Source organism: Sutterella sp. (assembly GCF_030539355.1).
In the GTDB taxonomy this organism is placed as follows: Bacteria; Pseudomonadota; Gammaproteobacteria; order Burkholderiales; family Burkholderiaceae_F; genus Sutterella.
In genome coordinates this window covers 1-15,605 of record NZ_JAUNSF010000071.1, presented here as the reverse complement: position 1 = coordinate 15,605, position 15,605 = coordinate 1, and the positions used below count along the sequence as shown (strand labels likewise).

Here is a 15,605-nt window from a genome sequence, read left to right as displayed (position 1 = left end):
ACTTGTTGTGTAACTTCTTGCGCAACTGCTTGTGTGACTTCACCGCTCTCCGGCTTCGCCGCCTGCTCGGGGACGGCGGGAGCCGCGGGCGCGGCCGGGCCGCTGAAGATGCCGGCCATCGCCGAGAACTGCCCTTTTCTCTTCGCTGCCATGATCAGTCCTTCCTCCCGGTCATTTTCTCGATGTCCCTGACGAGCTGCTTGTAGGCCGCGGCCGCCTTGGACTTCGGCGCGTAGCTGAGGAAATGCTCGCTGTTCGCCTGAGCCTCTCTGATCAGGACGGTGCGCGGGATGGGCGTGAAAACACGGAACCCCGCGGTCTCCGCCTGGGCTCTCAGGATCTGCTCCGCGTTGGCCTCAAGTGTCGTCCGTCCGTCACGGGCGGTCAGCAGGACGCCGAGGAGGTTCAGGGTCGGGTTGTTCCGGCTCTTCACGTCCTCGATGACCTCGAGCTGGCTTCTGAGACCCTGGAGGGAGAGACGGTCCGCCGTCATCGGGATCAGCACGTGCTGCGCTGCCACGAGCGCCATCACGGGCAGGAGACCGAGCGACGGCGCGGAGTCGATCACGCAGTAGTCATAGTCGCTCTGCACGCTCTCGAGCAGTCTGCGAAGGGCTTCGGTGCGGTCGTCGCCGACGAGCTCAATCTCGACGCGGGAGAGATCCGGGTCGCCGGGCAGGAGGTCGAGGGATCCCTTTTTGCCGGCGTACGGAACGGGGACGGTCGCCGACTGGACGCTGCTGTCGCGCACGGCGCGCCGGACGTCAAGCAGCAGGTCCGTCAGGGAGGTGGCCTCCGCGCCGATGCCGATGATCTGGGTGAGGTTGCACTGTGAATCGAGATCCACGCAGAGCACCCGGTGGCCTCGCTGGGCGAGGCCGTGGGCGAGCACCGCGGCGGTGGTGGACTTTCCGACGCCGCCCTTGCGGTTGGCGATGGCAATCGTATGCATGAGGTTCTCCTCCTTCAGGGCCGGCGCCTTCGCCGGCAGCAGTTGCACACGATTCTATGCATGAGCATGTGTAGGATCAAACACAACTTCCTACAGCAACAGTTACATAAAAAGTACTGTAGAAAGTACTGTAGAAAGTTGTGTAACTTTTTACACAACCTTAGCTGTGACGGGGCTTAGCCCTCCTTGCCGCGTTCCAGTTCCGGATCCAGCTCTTGAAAACGTTCTCCTTTGTTCTGAAGTCGCGTCCGAGGAGCGGCGGAAATTGGTTGGGATCCCTCGCCGCTTCATCTCTCAGACCGGCGTCGTGCCTGTAGAGCAGGTCGATGAAGTCGATGCTCAGGTTGGCCAGTGCCTTGAAGCAGTTCGCCTTCTCCTCGTGCTTTCTGCACTGAGCCTTCAGCAGTTTGATCTCGTTGGCCTGCCTGTCAATTCTTGACTGCAGTCTTTGGGTCACGCCGATCAGTCTGTCAATGTCTGATTCATGCTCCTGTCTCAGATTTTCAGGGTCTGCTGAAAGGTTTTCATCCAGAAGCCTCTGATTGGAAAAGGACAGATCCTCGACTATTTTGAGCAGCTGCTTCAGGTCCTTCCTGGAGATATTGCAGGAGCCGTCGTTGCTGAGTATCTGCCTGTCGCCGGATTCGGTTTCCTCGCCGAACTCGTCAAGTATCCTGTTTCGTATCCTGTCGGCGCGGTCAGAGAGCAGCTTCCGGCCCTCTTCCTCTTCTTCGTAATCGGATCCGTAGAGCATGGCGACCTTCCTGATCAGCGCTGGTAGATGAGGGTGATGTCGGAACGGAAGTGCCCGACCTCCTGGGAGACCGTTGAGAGCGAGGTTTCGTAGTCGCAGTGACTTCGAAGCTCCTTCATGCGCTCCTGGACGTAGGAATGGCGGAGACCGTGAGCACCGGTGCTCCAGCCGAGCGCGCGCTTGCTCGCGTCCGTGAAGCTCCGCGAGAAGGCGTTCCCGTAGCCGATGTCGTAGTGGCTCTGATAGATGACCCCGCGGTCCCGGACCTCGACGGGCTCGGGGCGCCGGTGCGCCTCGAGCCGGTCGGCCAGGTCCTTCCGGAGAAGGACCTCGCGGCAGAGGCCGCCTTTTCCCACGACGGTGTAGAGGACGCCTTCCCGCCCGTTGAACTTGGTGCCGAGGCGGGGCTTGCCTTCGGCGTCGCGCTTGTCCGGCGGCTGCTCGCCGATCGGCCGGATGGTGATGAGCTCGTGGGCCCGCAGGCCCGCGTTGAAGGCGAGCTCCGTGGCGAGCGCGTTGCGCTCGGTCTGCCTCGTGGCGACGGCCGCGACCTGCTCCGCGGTGTAGGCACGGTGCTCGAGCCTGGTCTCGACGTGCGAGGTGATGATGGTGAGGTGCTGATCCTCGGGAAGGCGCCCGGAGACGTGCTGGTAGATCTCGATGGCCTGGCGGAGCTGATCAAGGGTCTTCTGGGTGACGAGGGAGGAGCGCTCCACGAGGAAGGACTCGGCGCTCCGCGGAGTGGAGCGCTGCAGGTTGCCGAGCCGGTTGTAGGCGATCCACCGGGCGTAGCTCTGCAGGGCCTGCTGCACCGAGCGGTGCGTGCCGCAGCTCTTGATTCTTCGCTCGGGCTGATGGTCGATCCAGCTCATGGCCTTCTTGACCTGGATGTCGACCTTGGCCTTGACGTCATCGGGGAGCTTCTTGGAGATCTCCGCCGAGGAGAGCTGTGCCGAAGGGATCTTTGGCATGAGTCACCTCAGGTGTGGGAGCGGTGGAGGGCTTCCAGGCGCTCGATCTCGGGACGGTGCTTCTCGAGCCATCGGGTCACGGTCGAGAGGGCGACGGAGATGCGCCGTTCACGGAGCCAGTTCTGAAGCTGGGCGGGGCGCAGCTTCTCGCCGTCGACGCCGGCGGCGAGGCGCATGAGCTCGTAGGCGTGCCGGTCCAGGCGGGAAGGCTGCCAGCGGCTATGGTGCTTGATGTTCTTGCCGGCGCGGAGACGCTCGAGGATCCGGTCGTTCTCGGGGAACTCGACCGGTTCGGCTTCGTGCGGCTGCGGGAGGTCGTGGTCTGAAGGCACTGTCCTGCGGTGGTGAGGTGGGGGAATGGGAAGGTGTTTGCGAGAGAAAGAAGCCACAACAGCAGCAGGGCATGTTGTTTGTCTCTGCAGATGAACTGCTTGCCTCGAACTAAGTCTCGGCGCTCCAAGAGGGGAGCTTTGCCTTTGGTTGTGCGTACTTGCCGGCCGAAGCCGTCTTCGTTCGCGCGGACGCCGCGGAGGGCTTCCCGGGACGTCCGTCTTCCTCATGACCCCGACAAAGAAAAGGGGGGTGCTATTTCAAATCCTGACCAGGATTCCCAGCGTTTTATCAAGACGGGGGAACTTGTCTCCAAAGTGGATGCGTCGCACTTCTTCAGACACCGGCGACGGGGTGCTTGACACTTCCCGAAGGAAGCGGAGCTGAAAATCGGTGAAGCCTTGTGAACGCGCTGCCCGAACGGCGGGATCCGCAGGGCGGCCGCGCAAGCGGCCTGCCCGGAGGGACCCGGCGTGACCTGCAGGGGACCGCGGACTTTCCGGCGCGGCGCGGGCTTGAGGCGTTGCCCTGGAGGATGAGGTCGCGGCCGGCCTCCCCGTGAGGGGAGTTCGGCAGCGTGCTCATCCGGAGGGATCGGCCTCGAGCGGTGCGCCCGGCCTGGGGAAGTGGAGGGAGCTGCCTGAGGCCGGAGGGCCCCGGCGCTCGACCTGCGCTTCGCAGTCCTGAGAGCCTTGGTCACGGCGGGCCTGCCGCGCGGCACCGCGTGAGCGGTGTCGGGTGGCGGTCCGACGTGCTTCCTCGGACCGCGCAGGTCCGCCCGCACGAAGTGCCCGGTGGCAATGGGAGGAGATAGCGCACGCAGGCGCTTCGTGCGTGGCGGAGTCGGTCAGGCGCGGCGCAAACAGGATGCGGCGCGCGTGAGTGGAGCTGCGCAGTCTGAGATGCTGGTGTCCCGATAGTACCACTGATCGCACTTGCGTGCTGCTCGCTTTGTTACAAATTTCCGGAAGCATGATGAAGCCTGCAAACAAGCGCCCGCGCTGTGTCAGAAGGGGCCTGAAAAGGACCCTCACACAGCGCGGGCGCGCAAGCGCATCCTGGGGAGCGCGAGGGACCCTCCTCGCGCGGGCGTGAGCCCGCTGGCGGAGCCGCCCCTGCGGGGGCGGCGAACGTCGAGGCGCCCGCGGCGACTCGTGCCCGTCGCGCCTTCAGCGCGGCGGGGAGAAGGGGGAGGCGAGGGGTACGCCCCTCGCAAGCGAGCCGGCGAAGCCGGTCGCTTTACGCCGAGCTCAGCCCGGCGCCAGCCAGGGCGAGCAGCGAGGCGCGAGACGCCCGCGAGGGCGGCTCGAGGCCGTCGCGCCTGGGGCGCGGCGGTGCCCGGGGAAGGCGAGGGGTGCTCCCCTCGCAGCGGGCCGGCGGGAGCCGACCGCTACGCCGAAGCTCAGCCCGGCGCCAGCCAGGGCGAGCAGCGAGGCGCGAGCTGCCCGTGAGGGCGGCTCGAGGCCGTGCGCAGGAGCGCGCGGCGCGAGAACGGGGGAGGCGAGGGGTGCACCCCTCGCGGCGCGCCGGCGGGAGCCGGCCGCCACGCCGAAGCTCAGCCCGGTGCCAGCCAGGGCGAGCAGCGAGGCGCGAGACGCCCGCGAGGGCGGCTCGAACCCGTCGCGCCTCCACGCGGCGGGGAGACGGGGGAGGCGAGGGGCACGCCCCTCGCGGCCGCGCGGGGGAGGGGGTGTCGAAGTGGTCCACGGTGCCGACGGTGGGAGAGGGCATGACGCCCGGGACTGGCCGCAGGGCCGGGTGGCGGCGACGTGCCCGAGCGCAGCAGTGATGATTACAGCAGTAAATGAAATGGCGTAACGCTACAATGTAGCGCTACATTACAAGCGATTGATGCGAGAAACGCGGCGTCTGAGTCGGCCAGCGAGCCTGCGGCTCGATGGCAGGGGACGGTGGCGAGGTCCCCTCGCTGCGGCTGATGGCCGCTCTTGCCCTGGAGAGAAAGAAAAACCCCGCCGGTCACCCGGCAGGGTCTGTCTTTCTTGAAATACTTGGTGACGCTGGTGTCAGATCACTTTGCTTCAGGTTCCTTGGCTGATTCGCTGTCGCTACTGGACGACTCTTTGCCAGTATTTTTGCTGGCATTTTTGCCAGTGCTCGCGGCCGACTTCCCTTTGGCGGCGCCGCTTCGCTTGCTCGGTGCCTTGGCGGGCTTGGCAGCGGCGAGTTCCTCGAGCTTCTTGATGTAGTTCGCCTGCGCGTCCGAGAGCTCCTTCTGAAGCGACTCGATCTGCGCCTGAGCGGCCTTGATCTGCTTCTGAGCTTCCTGCAGCTGGTCCTCGGCGGTCTTGAGTTTCGCCTCCGTGTCCTTCTTCGCCTCCGTGAGGTCAGCGATCTGCTTCTCCTGAGCGGCCTTTGCTTCGAGAGCTTCCTTGAAATGTGCGTTCTTGTACTCGGTCTCGAAGAAAAGCTCCTCGGCTGCGTTTCTGAGCTTGCGCGTCTCTTCTCGCTCGATCGCCATGCTGGAAACGGCCTCTTTCCTGGCTTCGTCCGCGGCTTTCTTAAGGAGCGGCTCAACCTCGGCCCAGATGGCGGTCCTGATGTTCGTCATGAACTCGGCACCGAGGCCGTTGATGGTGGAGGCCTTGGGCTGTCGGGTCTGGCGCCAGACCTGAACGGCATCGGAGATGGTCGAGAAAGATCCCTTGTCGCCGAGCATGGTTCGGATGGTGCGGAGAGAGGGGATTTGTTCTCCACGCTCGACGCTGGCGTCAAGGATGGCCCAGACGGCGTGATTAGTATCGAGAGCTGAGGACATTGATAGTCTCCTTTAATGATTTCGTATTGATACAAGTGTAGCGCTACACTACAAAGAAATCAAGCGATTTGACGCCTTTTTTTGAAGAAACAAAGGGTCGGATCGATGGGGAGATGGTCACCTCCGACGTTGGCCTGGGCTTCGTTCGTTCTTTCTAAAGGCCGTATGCAGACTGAGTCGGACGCGTCGGGAGGCTGAGTTCGCCATCACATCCGCATCACATCCTCGTCACATTAACGCAGTATCGGGATCACATTCTCAGAGAGTTCTTTGAATTGAAACCGGCGAGGACTTTCCTAAAAATCAATCCCCTTCCACCTTGAAGACGATACGGGCGCAGCCCTCACCCGGTCCCGCGGCCGCGATCGCCGTCCGATGTGACGCCGATGTGACGAAAATCGCCGTCGATGTGACGAAAATCGCCCGTGAAAGCGCGGGCAAGATAGGTGGCGTAGGCCTACACGGCCCTCGCCACACAGCCTTGTTCGCACTGGGGTGCTCAACGTCTGTCATCTTGCTCTGCGAGGCGTTTGGGTCCCGCTCCGCGGGTGTGATCTGGGGTATAGCCGTGTGAGCGGCCGGAATCGGCTAGCATTAGGGTCAGTTTTCGCTTTCAAAGCAAGGGAGTCCGCGCAATGAAAATTGGGTACATCCGTGTGAGCACTGTCGATCAGAACTTGGAACGGCAGAAAGCGGCCCTGAATGAGGCTGGGGTGGACAAGCTCTTTGACGACAAGGCCTCCGGGAAGGACACTGACCGCCCCGGCTACAAGGCGGCGCTGCTCTGCCTCTCGGAAGGGGACGAGCTGGTCGTGGCCTCGATGGACCGGCTCTCGCGCAACGTGCGCGATCTCCTCGGGGAGGTCGAGCGGTTGCGGAAGCGGGGAGTCTCGGTGACGTTCCTCAAGGAGGGCTTTACTTTCCGCCCTGACGAAACGAACCACGTGGCGAACCTCATTCTTGGCGTGCTTGCGTCCGTGAGCGCCTTCGAGCGTGAAGTCATCTTGGAACGACAGCGCGAAGGGATCGCCATTGCGAAGAAAAAGGGTGTCTACAAGGGACGACAACCTCTGAAGCCTGAGATCGTGCGGGAGATGCGCTCCATGTCAAAGATGGGAGTGCCGGCGACGAGGATCGCCAAAACGCTGGGTGTCAGCGTGGCGAGCTGCTACCGCTACCTGAAGAAAAAGGAAGAAGCTTGAGTTACGCCGCATTGTCGGCGCCTGTGCGGATCTGCACCTCGTCCCTGCCGATCTCCCTGAATCCGTCGTCGCCGCGGATGAACTCCGCCATCATCACGGCCAGCGTGTCCGCATGGCGTTTGAGGCATGCGCACTCCCACACGATCAGGACCCGCCATCCCAGTTCCTGAAGCCGTCTGGTGTTCTCCCAGTCTCGCTCGACATTGCGGGCGAGCTTCGTGAGCCAGAAGTCCTGCCGCGTTCCGGGCAGAGCTGCGAACCTGCATCCGGGGTGGTGATGCCAGAAGCATCCATGAATCTGCACCGCGACGCGATACTTGGGGAGGACGATGTCCGGTGTGCCGGGAAGATCCCGTCTCTGAAGCCGGTAGCGAAATCCCCGGGCGAAGAGGAGCTTTCTGACAAAGACCTCCGGTCCCGTGTCCTTTGAGCGGATGGCACGCATGTTCGCGGAGCGGACCGGATCCACCTGTCCGGCTCCTGCATCGTCGACCGTCTGATGTTTCGTCATTAAACAGTCCGCCTCCGTGACCGGACGAGCTTCTCCGTTGTGAGGTGATGAATGGGCGTGTCCCGATGAAGACTGGGACTTCGTTTTCGATTCTAGTCGGCCGTTTGACGGTCACACAGCAGCATCAGGCGGGAATAAAATCAGGCTCAATTTTTCCCTTTTTTGTACCTTTCCCGAACACTGGAGGCCTTCCCGATGGTGCAGCAGCTGCGCGTGACCCTGCAGGATCACACCTATGAACGTCTGGGCGACTATGCGAAAGAGCATGGTCAGAAGATCACTCAGACGGCGGCGGAGCTCATCGCCCGCGGCCTTCCTGTCGAGCAGCCGGTGAACGAGGCCGGCACCGACTTCGATTTCATCGACCTCTTCGCCGGCATCGGCGGCATGCGCATCGCCTATTCGCAGGCGGGCGGCCGGTGCGTCTACTCGAACGAGTGGAACAAGTTCAGCCAGCAGACCTACGCCGCGAACTTCGGCGAAATCCCGGACGGCGACATCACCAAGGTCGACGAGAACTCGATCCCGGACCATGACATCCTCGTGGCCGGTTTTCCCTGTCAGCCTTTCTCCATCGCCGGCGTCTCGAAGAAGCTGTCGCTCGGCCGTGCGACCGGCTTCGAGGACAAGACCCAGGGCACGCTCTTCTTCGATGTCTGCAGGATCATCAAGGCGAAGCGTCCTTCAGCCTTCATGCTCGAGAACGTCAAGAACCTCTGCTCCCATGACCGGGGCCGCACGTTCCGCGTGATTCAGGAGTCCCTCGAGGAACTCGACTACGAGATCTTCTTCAAGGTCTGCGACGGACAGGACTTCACGCCTCAGCACCGCGAGCGCATCCTGATCGTTGGCTTTGACCGCCGGCGCTTCGGCAACGCCATCAATTTCGAGTTCAACTACCCCGTTCCGGAGAAAAAGCCCGTCCTCGGGGACATCCTCCAGTCCAATGTTCCCGACAGCTACACGCTCTCGGACAACCTCTGGACCTATCTGCAGAAGTACGCTGAGAAGCACCGCGCGGCCGGCAACGGCTTCGGCTTCGGTATGCCCGACCCGAACGGCGTCACCCGCACGCTCTCGGCTCGCTACTACAAGGACGGATCCGAGATCCTGATCTCCCGGGGGCCGGGGCGCAATCCGCGTCGCCTGACGCCCCGCGAGTGCGCAAGACTCCAGGGCTTCCCAGATTCCTTCAAGATCCCCGTATCGGACACGCAGGCCTACCGCCAGTTCGGCAACTCCGTCGTGGTTCCTTTGATGAGCGCCGTGGCGAAGCTCGTCGCCGACAAGCTCCGGGAACTCCGCAGGACGGTCGGTGAGACTGCCTCATCCGTCCCCGGACTGCCGGTCGGCAAATGATCCTCCGCGGCGACGCAGACACTGCAGCGCGTCTCCGTGGTAATTTCAGTGACAACCTCTGTCTCTTTGGAACGGAACCATGCAGCAGTCCATCATCCTGCCGGACGACCGGATCATCTCCCCTGAAGCCGTGCGCTATGCCGTCAGCGCCATCGACAGCGTTCGCAGCGGCTCCCTCGCGTACTGCAAGTTCCTTTCAGCCAATGACACCAAGGAGACGGGTGCCCATCAGGCCGGCTTTCTGATCGGCAAAAGCGCCGTCGGCATCCTCTTTGACCGCCCGGGCGTGAAGGGGGAGAACCTCACCCGCTCGATACGGATTTCCTGGCAGGACGGCGCGGTTGTCACGAACTCCTCGGCGAAGTATTACGGTCAGAAGACTCGCAACGAGTACCGCATCACGGGCGTCGGCTACAACTTCCCGTTCCGTGAGGTCGAGTACACCGGCGCTCTGTTCGTGCTCGTCAGGCGCACGGCCGAGGACTACGAGGCCTTCGTTCTGAACACAGAGGACGAGATTGACTACTTCCTCGATTGGTTCGGCCTGTCCCCTGCCGAGACCAATGCGCTCATAAGCACTTCACAGACTCCGTCCAAGGACGAGGTGATCGCGAAGGTTGTGGCTTCACTCAACAACGGGTTCCCTACCACGGCGGAGATGTCCCGTCTCGCCCGCGAGACCGAAGAGGTGATCCACGACCATGTGGAGAAAGCCCGAACGAACCCGGATGAGAAGCTCATCAACTGGACTCAGGTCGAGTACGCCCTCTTCCGCGGCGTCGAGGAAAGCCTCTACAAGGATCGGGTCAGGGACGGGGTTCCCGATCTTGAGACCTTCCTCTCGATCGCCAAGGAATTCCTCCAGAGGCGAAAATCCCGTGCCGGCAAGTCTCTTGAGAACCATCTGCAGGCTCTCTTCGACGCTAATGAGCTCAATTACTCCTCGCAGGCCGTCACCGAGGAGAACAAAAAACCGGATTTCATCTTCCCGTCCATTGCTGCCTACCACGATTCCGCTTTCCCGACGGAGTACCTGACGGTGCTCGCTGCCAAGACCACCTGCAAGGATCGCTGGCGTCAGGTGCTCAATGAGGCTGACCGGATGCACGAGCGCACCAAGTATCTCTGCACTCTGCAGCAGGGCAACTCATCGAAGCAGCTCCACGAGATGAAGGCCGAGGGCGTTGTGCTCGTGGTGCCGAAGAAGTACATCAGCACCTACCCGCGGGAGTATCAGGGCTCAATCCTCTCGATTCGCGAGTTCATCGAGCACGTCTCCAGGCTTCAGGCTCTGCATCTGCGGTGACCGGAGAAGAAAGGGGTCTACGCACCAGCCTCTGAAGCCCGAGATCGTCCGGGAGATCCGCGCCCGGTCGGAGATGGGAGTGCCGACGACGAGGATTGCCAAGGCGCTTGGCATCAGCGTCGCCAGCTGCTATCGCTATCTGAAGAAGAAGGAAGGCGCCTGACGGAGGGGGCTGCCGTCGCCGGTCAGGGTCACATGACCAGATCGAAGGGCAGGTCGGTGATGTCCTTCAGTCTCTTGCCCTCGATCATCAGGTCGAGGGTGTTCAGCGTTTCGGTGTATCCGCCCTTTTCGTCGGCCTGGCTGAGGTTGAAGATGGCCTCGCGGAGCTCGTTCAGGGCGATGTGATACACGCAGTCGACGTCGCCGGTGCCGAGCGCGATTGAGCCGAGACGGCTCGGCAGCGGCTCTGCGGTCACAAGGCAGATGTGGGGTGTCCGCCCCTTTCGGTTCCTGATGAAGGAGAGGGCTTCGGTCCTCGCATTCTGCGCACGGTCGGTGCGAAGTGTGAACTTGCAGGAGACGCTCGCGTGAAGGATCGGAAGCTTGTTGTTCGTCTCCCTGATGGGGGAGTGAAGGGCGCAGAGTTCGTCGACGAGGTAGTCCGTGCCGTTGATGACTTCGTCAGGCTCGGGTTTCCTGGCCACGACAACATCGGGCGCGATGGAGTAATTGGTGCCGATGACGACAAGCAGTTTGGGCATCTCTTCCGACATCTGCTTGAGTTCCGCGAGATGGGCGTACTGCTCATACTGCGCAATGTTCGCGCCATCACCGGTGAATTTTTTGATGATCCAGTTGCCGGGGCGGAGATGCGAGAGCTTGGGGAAGGTGGCGTTCAGGAACTCCGCCACCAGGAGCTCAAGGCTCCTGCCGCTCGTCTGCCCAGCTGCTTTCTTGCTCGCGTTCGGGACGATGATGTCCTCTTTCGCCAACTCGCGCACGAGCTCTTTTGAGATGGTGCATGAGGCTTTGTTTTTCACGTCCGCGATGCTCAGGTTGCCCTCGTTCGAGATCGTCAGGATCCCTTCCGAGCAGAGCTCTGAGAGAAAGTTGAGCTTCTCGAGCCTGACGAGTCCGATCTTATCCATTCAGTGCCTCCTTGATCTTGAGTCCGACCGCTCGTGCGACCGGCGGCGGGAATGCGTTCCCGACCTGCCTGTAGCTGGTGGTCTTTGCTCCCCATAGTTTCCACGAATCGGGGAACCCCTGCAGGCGGGCCGTCATGCGGACGGTCAGTCTGGGGCGCCCGGTGAAGTCGGCGGCCGGTGCCTCGTTGGCGATCGTCGTGCCCTCGACGTCGAGCTTCGCCCACGCCGCTCTCGCGCGGGTGGGACCGAGGTCGGGGCCGCCGTGCTTCTTGGAGCCGCCGACGAGCGTGGGCGCGATCGTGTTCGCTCTCTGCGCCCAGGCGTCGGCGTTCCAGCCGTTCTCCTCCATGAGATCCTTCAGCGCCTCCCCGACGGTGGGGGCGGGCTTCGGGCTCGCAGAGGGCCAGGCGAAGCGCGGCCAGAGGTCCTTGCGCAGCGCCACGAGGATCGCCCGCGGGCGCAGCTGCGGGACGCCGTAGTCATTCGCGTTGATGAGCTTCCATTCCCCGGTGTAGCCGAGCTTGTCCAGGCGCTTGAGGATGCTCTGGCGGTAGTCGTCGAAGACCGGGTCGAGGAGCCCGCGCACGTTCTCGAGCATCACGGCCCGCGGCGCGGCCTCCTGCACGATGCGGAGCGCCTCATCGAAAAGATTGCGCTCGTCCTCGGCGCCGAGCTGCTTGCCGGCCTTGGAGAACGGCGGGCAGGGGACGCCGCCGGCCACGAGGTCAACGCCACGGTACTTTGTTGCGCTGAACTCATGAAGATCGTCCTCCCGGACATTCCAGGCGGGACGGTTCAGGCGGAGGGTGGCGCAGGCGTCTTTGTCGATCTCCACGAGGCAGACATGGTCAAAGCCGGCCTCCTCGAGGCCGAGCGCCTGGCCGCCGGCGCCGGCGCAGAGTTCAAGGGACTTCAGTTTTTTCATATCGAAGGGGACATGGGCCCAAGGAGGGAGCGCGAGGGAGGAATCTCCCTCGCACAGGCGAACACGTTGATGGATTAACCTTCATTAAATTTTTTATTTTTCCTGATTTCTTCTATATAAGAAAGGAAATCTCCATCTATCATTTCACTCAATTTCTCAGGATGTTCCTTCAAGTATTTTGCAATGCGTTCATCTCGGGCTGCGACTTCTTCTTCGGTCAGCGGCTCTGAAAATTTTCCATCATCTTTATTGAAGCGGTTTTTAATTTTAGGTTTTTGGGGATTAAAACCAACTTCCTCAAGAAATGGCAATGCTAAAGCAGCATTTTCAGGCACCGACAAGAAATCTACTGTTTTCTTAATGCTGATCTGTTCGTTGTTAACACCAATAAGGTCGAGGCCGTTCTCTCTGCCACCTTGTTGATGAAATCTGGTATAGAACTTTCTCCAAACGGAATCATTTTTTACAAGTTTTGATGCAAATGTCCAAAGTTGTTTATGGCTTAATTCTAACCGTGCCTTCTTCTTTATTTGTTCCTCGGTTTCTTTTAAATCAAAACTGATTCTGACCGCTTTATAGGCGCGTCCGACTTTGATGAGTTCATAAGAAACATTCTTGAAAGACGTTTTTTTACTGTTGTTAATCTGATCGCATGCTACGGCAAGAACATGTTGTGCAAATAATGTAATGCTTTTGTATTTCGAACCGAGTTCCAGTATGCTGCGCAATTCTTCAATATCTATTCGAACCCAGCCGGTTGTCCTGAACTGACAGAGCCACATGTAAATTCTGATGGCATACTCCGATGACAGATCAGTGATGTCGTCTAAAGGAAATTTCGTGAAATTCTCCTTCAGTAATATCAGATATGGAATAAGCGGCTCCGCGAATAAGATACCAATCCGACCATCCCCTTTTTTGAACTTCATAGCCTGAATCCAGCGGGTTTTAATTACGCCGTCCCTTACATCTGGATCAGGGATGATTATGTATCGAGAAAAGAGGGTTTCGTGAGCCTTGCGGATGTCACGAGAGGCGTTGTCCGCCTCAAAGTAGTCCTGAAGATCCTGAGTTGTGACGTAATGCCAGCGCCCCATCTCGGAGACGGAGCCGTCCCGTGACAGTTGAGTGATCGCTGTGAGGATGATGCGGATCTCAGGAACGGAGAGACGGAACGCAGCTTTGTTGATGAGATTGGAGTGAACGACCAGCGGCGCCTGATCCTTGTCCCAAATTTCTTGTTCCATATACGCAAAAGCTAGGTTGAAGTACCATGTTGTTCTTCAGTGTAGCAAATAGATGGGTGTCTTGAAGTCGGATCGCATCTGACGGCGGATAGGGGAACCCCTTGGACGCCCTCAAAGTTGTACCTGCTAGTTTGTTAACGCATTAGCACTTCGCTGTCAAAAGGTAGTACTTCCCGACGTCAATCAGTAGCACCAAAAAGTCAAAACCTAGCACATCCCTCCGTAACTTCATGATTTATAACGGTTTTTCGAGCCCTAAAAAGTATTAAAAAAGAAGTCTTAACTAAAAAGGAACCACGCGTCCGAGACCTGTGGATAACCTGTGCATAAGTAAGGCGCCACTCGAACGCGTGTTGTGCCGGCTTGTCGCCGGCACTGTTAGTGGCCCCCTGAGGGGGCCCGACATGGTCCCCCGACAGGGGCTCCGCCCCTCGCGCTGCGCGCTTCACCCCGCGCTCGCCGCCGCGTGGCTCGGGAGGCAGGACGGGCTGATCGCCCTTTCTGCCTCCCTTCCGCCAAGCCTCGGCCGCTCCGATGGCCCGTCAAGGGCTTTCGCGGCATATCCTCCGGGCGCCGCCTGCGGCGGCGTCCTCGGTATTCCACGATCCCTTGACTGTCCCTCTCCGCTCGAGCGTCCGACCGGCGTCTCCTCCCTCTCCAAGGAGGTTTTTCAGCACTCAGCAAGGGACATGGGTGTCCCTCGACATCAGAAATGCCCGTGGAGCCCTCTCACAGGCTCGCTAAGCGCGTCCCAGAGGGCTGGGTAATAGGGGGAGCTGTCCGAGGGTCTCCGATCGCGCAGAACGCAAGCCAGTGCGTTTTTTCACAGTCCGGCATGAAAGGGGAAGGTCTCGTCAACCGGGGCCGCGGCCGTCAAAAGGTAGCGCTTCACGCGAAATTCCAAAATTGTCAATGGGTTAACGAACAGCCTCTCCGCCGAAATCACCGCCCGGCGCGTGGCGGCCGTCGGCCGTTGCACGGGAGTCGGCGGCTCGCAGGCCGTTAGAGGTCGCGAATTTTCGTTATTTCTGTAATGTACCGCTACAATGTAGCGCTACATTACGGTAATTTGTGTTCCTGCTGCCGACTTCGGACGTCAAAAGGTAGCACTTCCGCGGTAGGAGGGCGTCAAAAGGTAGTACTTCCGGGAAAATTTCAGTGAAATCAATGAACTGCAGCATCCCCAATCCGTGCAGGTTGGAACGGGGTTTCCAAGAAAATCAAAGGAAGTGGCTTCCTGCAGGATTTCTTAATTTTGATTTTTCTTGACTTGTGCCCGCTTGCATCCTCCGCGTGCCGACTCGGAGGATGCATCGAGATGCCTCGGCCTCCAGCTCCCCAATCCGTGCAGGTTGAACTGAAATTTCCGAAAAAATCAAAGAAAATCGATTACTTTTTCTTCGGCAGTTCCTTGCCGCGCTGCTCTTCGCACCACCGTGCCGTCAGCTCGAGCTCGCGCGCGTCCTCTGGACACTGGCTCGGAGCGGCTTCCCACTGCCCGAGGGTCTTCAGTCGGCGTGCCTCCGTCTCCGCGGCGGCGGCGGCCCGGGCGAGCAGGTTCCGGGTGTCCTGGCGGGCCCACAGCTCGGCCTCGCCGAGCTCCGTCATGCGCTCCACGAGCTGCTCGCGCAGTGCCTGCATGAAAAGCACCTCACAGCGGCGCATCGTGGTCTTCACGGCCTCCAGGGCGCACCGGTCGCGCTGCAGGAGGTCCTCGGCCTCCCTGCGGGTCAGGGCGCGCTCGCCGTCCCAGCCCGGGAGAGACCGGCACTCCTCCGGCGTGAGCCCCAGGCCGTGCTTCTTCCTCAGCTCGTCGACGGTGTAGGAATCGGCCTCGAGGGAGGCTCGCTTCCAGTTGGTGAGGTTCACGTCGAGCTCGCCGGGTTCGGTGTCGAGGGCGTGCCCGAGCACCCGGCACGCGTATTCGTTCATCGAGAGCCCGGCACCGGCCGCGGTCGTGCGGAGCTGCTCGAGGAGCGAGGGCGGCAGCACCAGCTGCACCCTGGCGGTCTTCAGCTCGGCGCCGCGCTTCGGCTTCTTCCTGGGTTGCGCAGGTTTCTGCGCACTTTCCTGCACAGGATCATGCGGAACTTCATGTGTAACTTTCTGCGCGGGTAGGTGTGTAACTTGTTGCGTACCTTGTTGTGTAGGTTCATACACAACTTGTTGTGCAACTTGTTG

The 15,605-nt window shown here is 60.8% G+C and carries 14 protein-coding genes; 4 read left to right on the top strand and 10 right to left on the bottom strand.

The window, feature by feature from the left end:
- Positions 1-154: 154 nt before the first annotated feature.
- The 5 genes from Q4F91_RS09725 to Q4F91_RS09705 form a co-directional block, all read right to left on the bottom strand.
- A complete protein-coding gene (locus Q4F91_RS09725; protein ID WP_303337189.1) occupies positions 155-952 on the bottom strand; it encodes a ParA family protein in 798 nt (265 codons plus the stop codon).
- A 160-nt stretch (positions 953-1,112) separates the two neighbouring features.
- The gene (locus Q4F91_RS09720) at positions 1,113-1,706 is read right to left on the bottom strand and encodes a hypothetical protein (RefSeq protein WP_303337186.1); all 594 of its coding nucleotides are present in this window, start codon (positions 1,704-1,706) and stop codon (positions 1,113-1,115) included.
- 14 nt (positions 1,707-1,720) lie between these two features.
- Positions 1,721-2,677, bottom strand: coding sequence for a hypothetical protein (locus tag Q4F91_RS09715; RefSeq protein WP_303337184.1), 957 nt, complete (start codon positions 2,675-2,677; stop codon positions 1,721-1,723).
- Positions 2,678-2,685: 8 nt separating this feature from the next.
- A complete protein-coding gene (locus Q4F91_RS09710) occupies positions 2,686-3,009 on the bottom strand; it encodes a hypothetical protein (protein ID WP_303337182.1) in 324 nt (107 codons plus the stop codon).
- A 2,027-nt stretch (positions 3,010-5,036) separates the two neighbouring features.
- Positions 5,037-5,783, bottom strand: a complete 747-nt coding sequence (locus tag Q4F91_RS09705) for a DNA-binding protein (RefSeq protein ID WP_303337180.1) — start codon at positions 5,781-5,783, stop codon at positions 5,037-5,039.
- 635 nt (positions 5,784-6,418) lie between these two features.
- On the opposite strand from Q4F91_RS09705, the gene Q4F91_RS09700 reads away from it, so the two are divergent.
- A complete protein-coding gene (locus Q4F91_RS09700) occupies positions 6,419-6,985 on the top strand; it encodes a recombinase family protein (RefSeq protein ID WP_303337178.1) in 567 nt (188 codons plus the stop codon).
- 1 nt (position 6,986) lies between these two features.
- On the opposite strand, the gene Q4F91_RS09695 is transcribed toward Q4F91_RS09700, so the two are convergent.
- Positions 6,987-7,496: a very short patch repair endonuclease gene (locus Q4F91_RS09695; protein ID WP_303337176.1), complete on the bottom strand. Its 510-nt coding sequence runs from the start codon at positions 7,494-7,496 to the stop codon at positions 6,987-6,989.
- A gap of 195 nt (positions 7,497-7,691) precedes the next feature.
- Here Q4F91_RS09695 and dcm point away from each other — a divergent pair, with 195 nt between their 5' ends.
- From dcm to Q4F91_RS09680, 3 genes are all read left to right on the top strand, one after another.
- Complete coding sequence (dcm, locus tag Q4F91_RS09690; RefSeq protein ID WP_303337174.1) at positions 7,692-8,855, top strand: DNA (cytosine-5-)-methyltransferase; 1,164 nt, start codon at positions 7,692-7,694, stop codon at positions 8,853-8,855.
- A 79-nt stretch (positions 8,856-8,934) separates the two neighbouring features.
- The gene (locus tag Q4F91_RS09685; protein ID WP_303337172.1) at positions 8,935-10,161 is read left to right on the top strand and encodes a type II restriction endonuclease; all 1,227 of its coding nucleotides are present in this window, start codon (positions 8,935-8,937) and stop codon (positions 10,159-10,161) included.
- Positions 10,088-10,324, top strand: a complete 237-nt coding sequence (locus Q4F91_RS09680) for a helix-turn-helix domain-containing protein (RefSeq protein WP_303337191.1) — start codon at positions 10,088-10,090, stop codon at positions 10,322-10,324. Before Q4F91_RS09685 ends, Q4F91_RS09680 begins: the two co-directional genes overlap by 74 nt.
- Positions 10,325-10,352: 28 nt before the next feature.
- On the opposite strand, the gene Q4F91_RS09675 is transcribed toward Q4F91_RS09680, so the two are convergent.
- The 4 genes from Q4F91_RS09675 to Q4F91_RS09660 all read right to left on the bottom strand — a co-directional run bounded on the left by Q4F91_RS09675 (position 10,353) and on the right by Q4F91_RS09660 (position 15,500).
- Positions 10,353-11,252, bottom strand: coding sequence for an NgoMIV family type II restriction endonuclease (locus tag Q4F91_RS09675; protein WP_303337170.1), 900 nt, complete (start codon positions 11,250-11,252; stop codon positions 10,353-10,355).
- Complete coding sequence (locus Q4F91_RS09670) at positions 11,245-12,177, bottom strand: DNA cytosine methyltransferase (RefSeq protein ID WP_303337168.1); 933 nt, start codon at positions 12,175-12,177, stop codon at positions 11,245-11,247. Before Q4F91_RS09670 ends, Q4F91_RS09675 begins: the two co-directional genes overlap by 8 nt.
- A 74-nt stretch (positions 12,178-12,251) precedes the next feature.
- Positions 12,252-13,424 carry a replication initiation protein gene (locus tag Q4F91_RS09665; RefSeq protein ID WP_303337166.1) on the bottom strand — a complete coding sequence of 391 codons (1,173 nt, stop codon included), beginning with the start codon at positions 13,422-13,424 and terminating at the stop codon, positions 12,252-12,254.
- 1,389 nt (positions 13,425-14,813) lie between these two features.
- Positions 14,814-15,500, bottom strand: coding sequence for a hypothetical protein (locus Q4F91_RS09660; protein ID WP_303337164.1), 687 nt, complete (start codon positions 15,498-15,500; stop codon positions 14,814-14,816).
- Between the last annotated feature and the right edge of the window lie 105 nt (positions 15,501-15,605).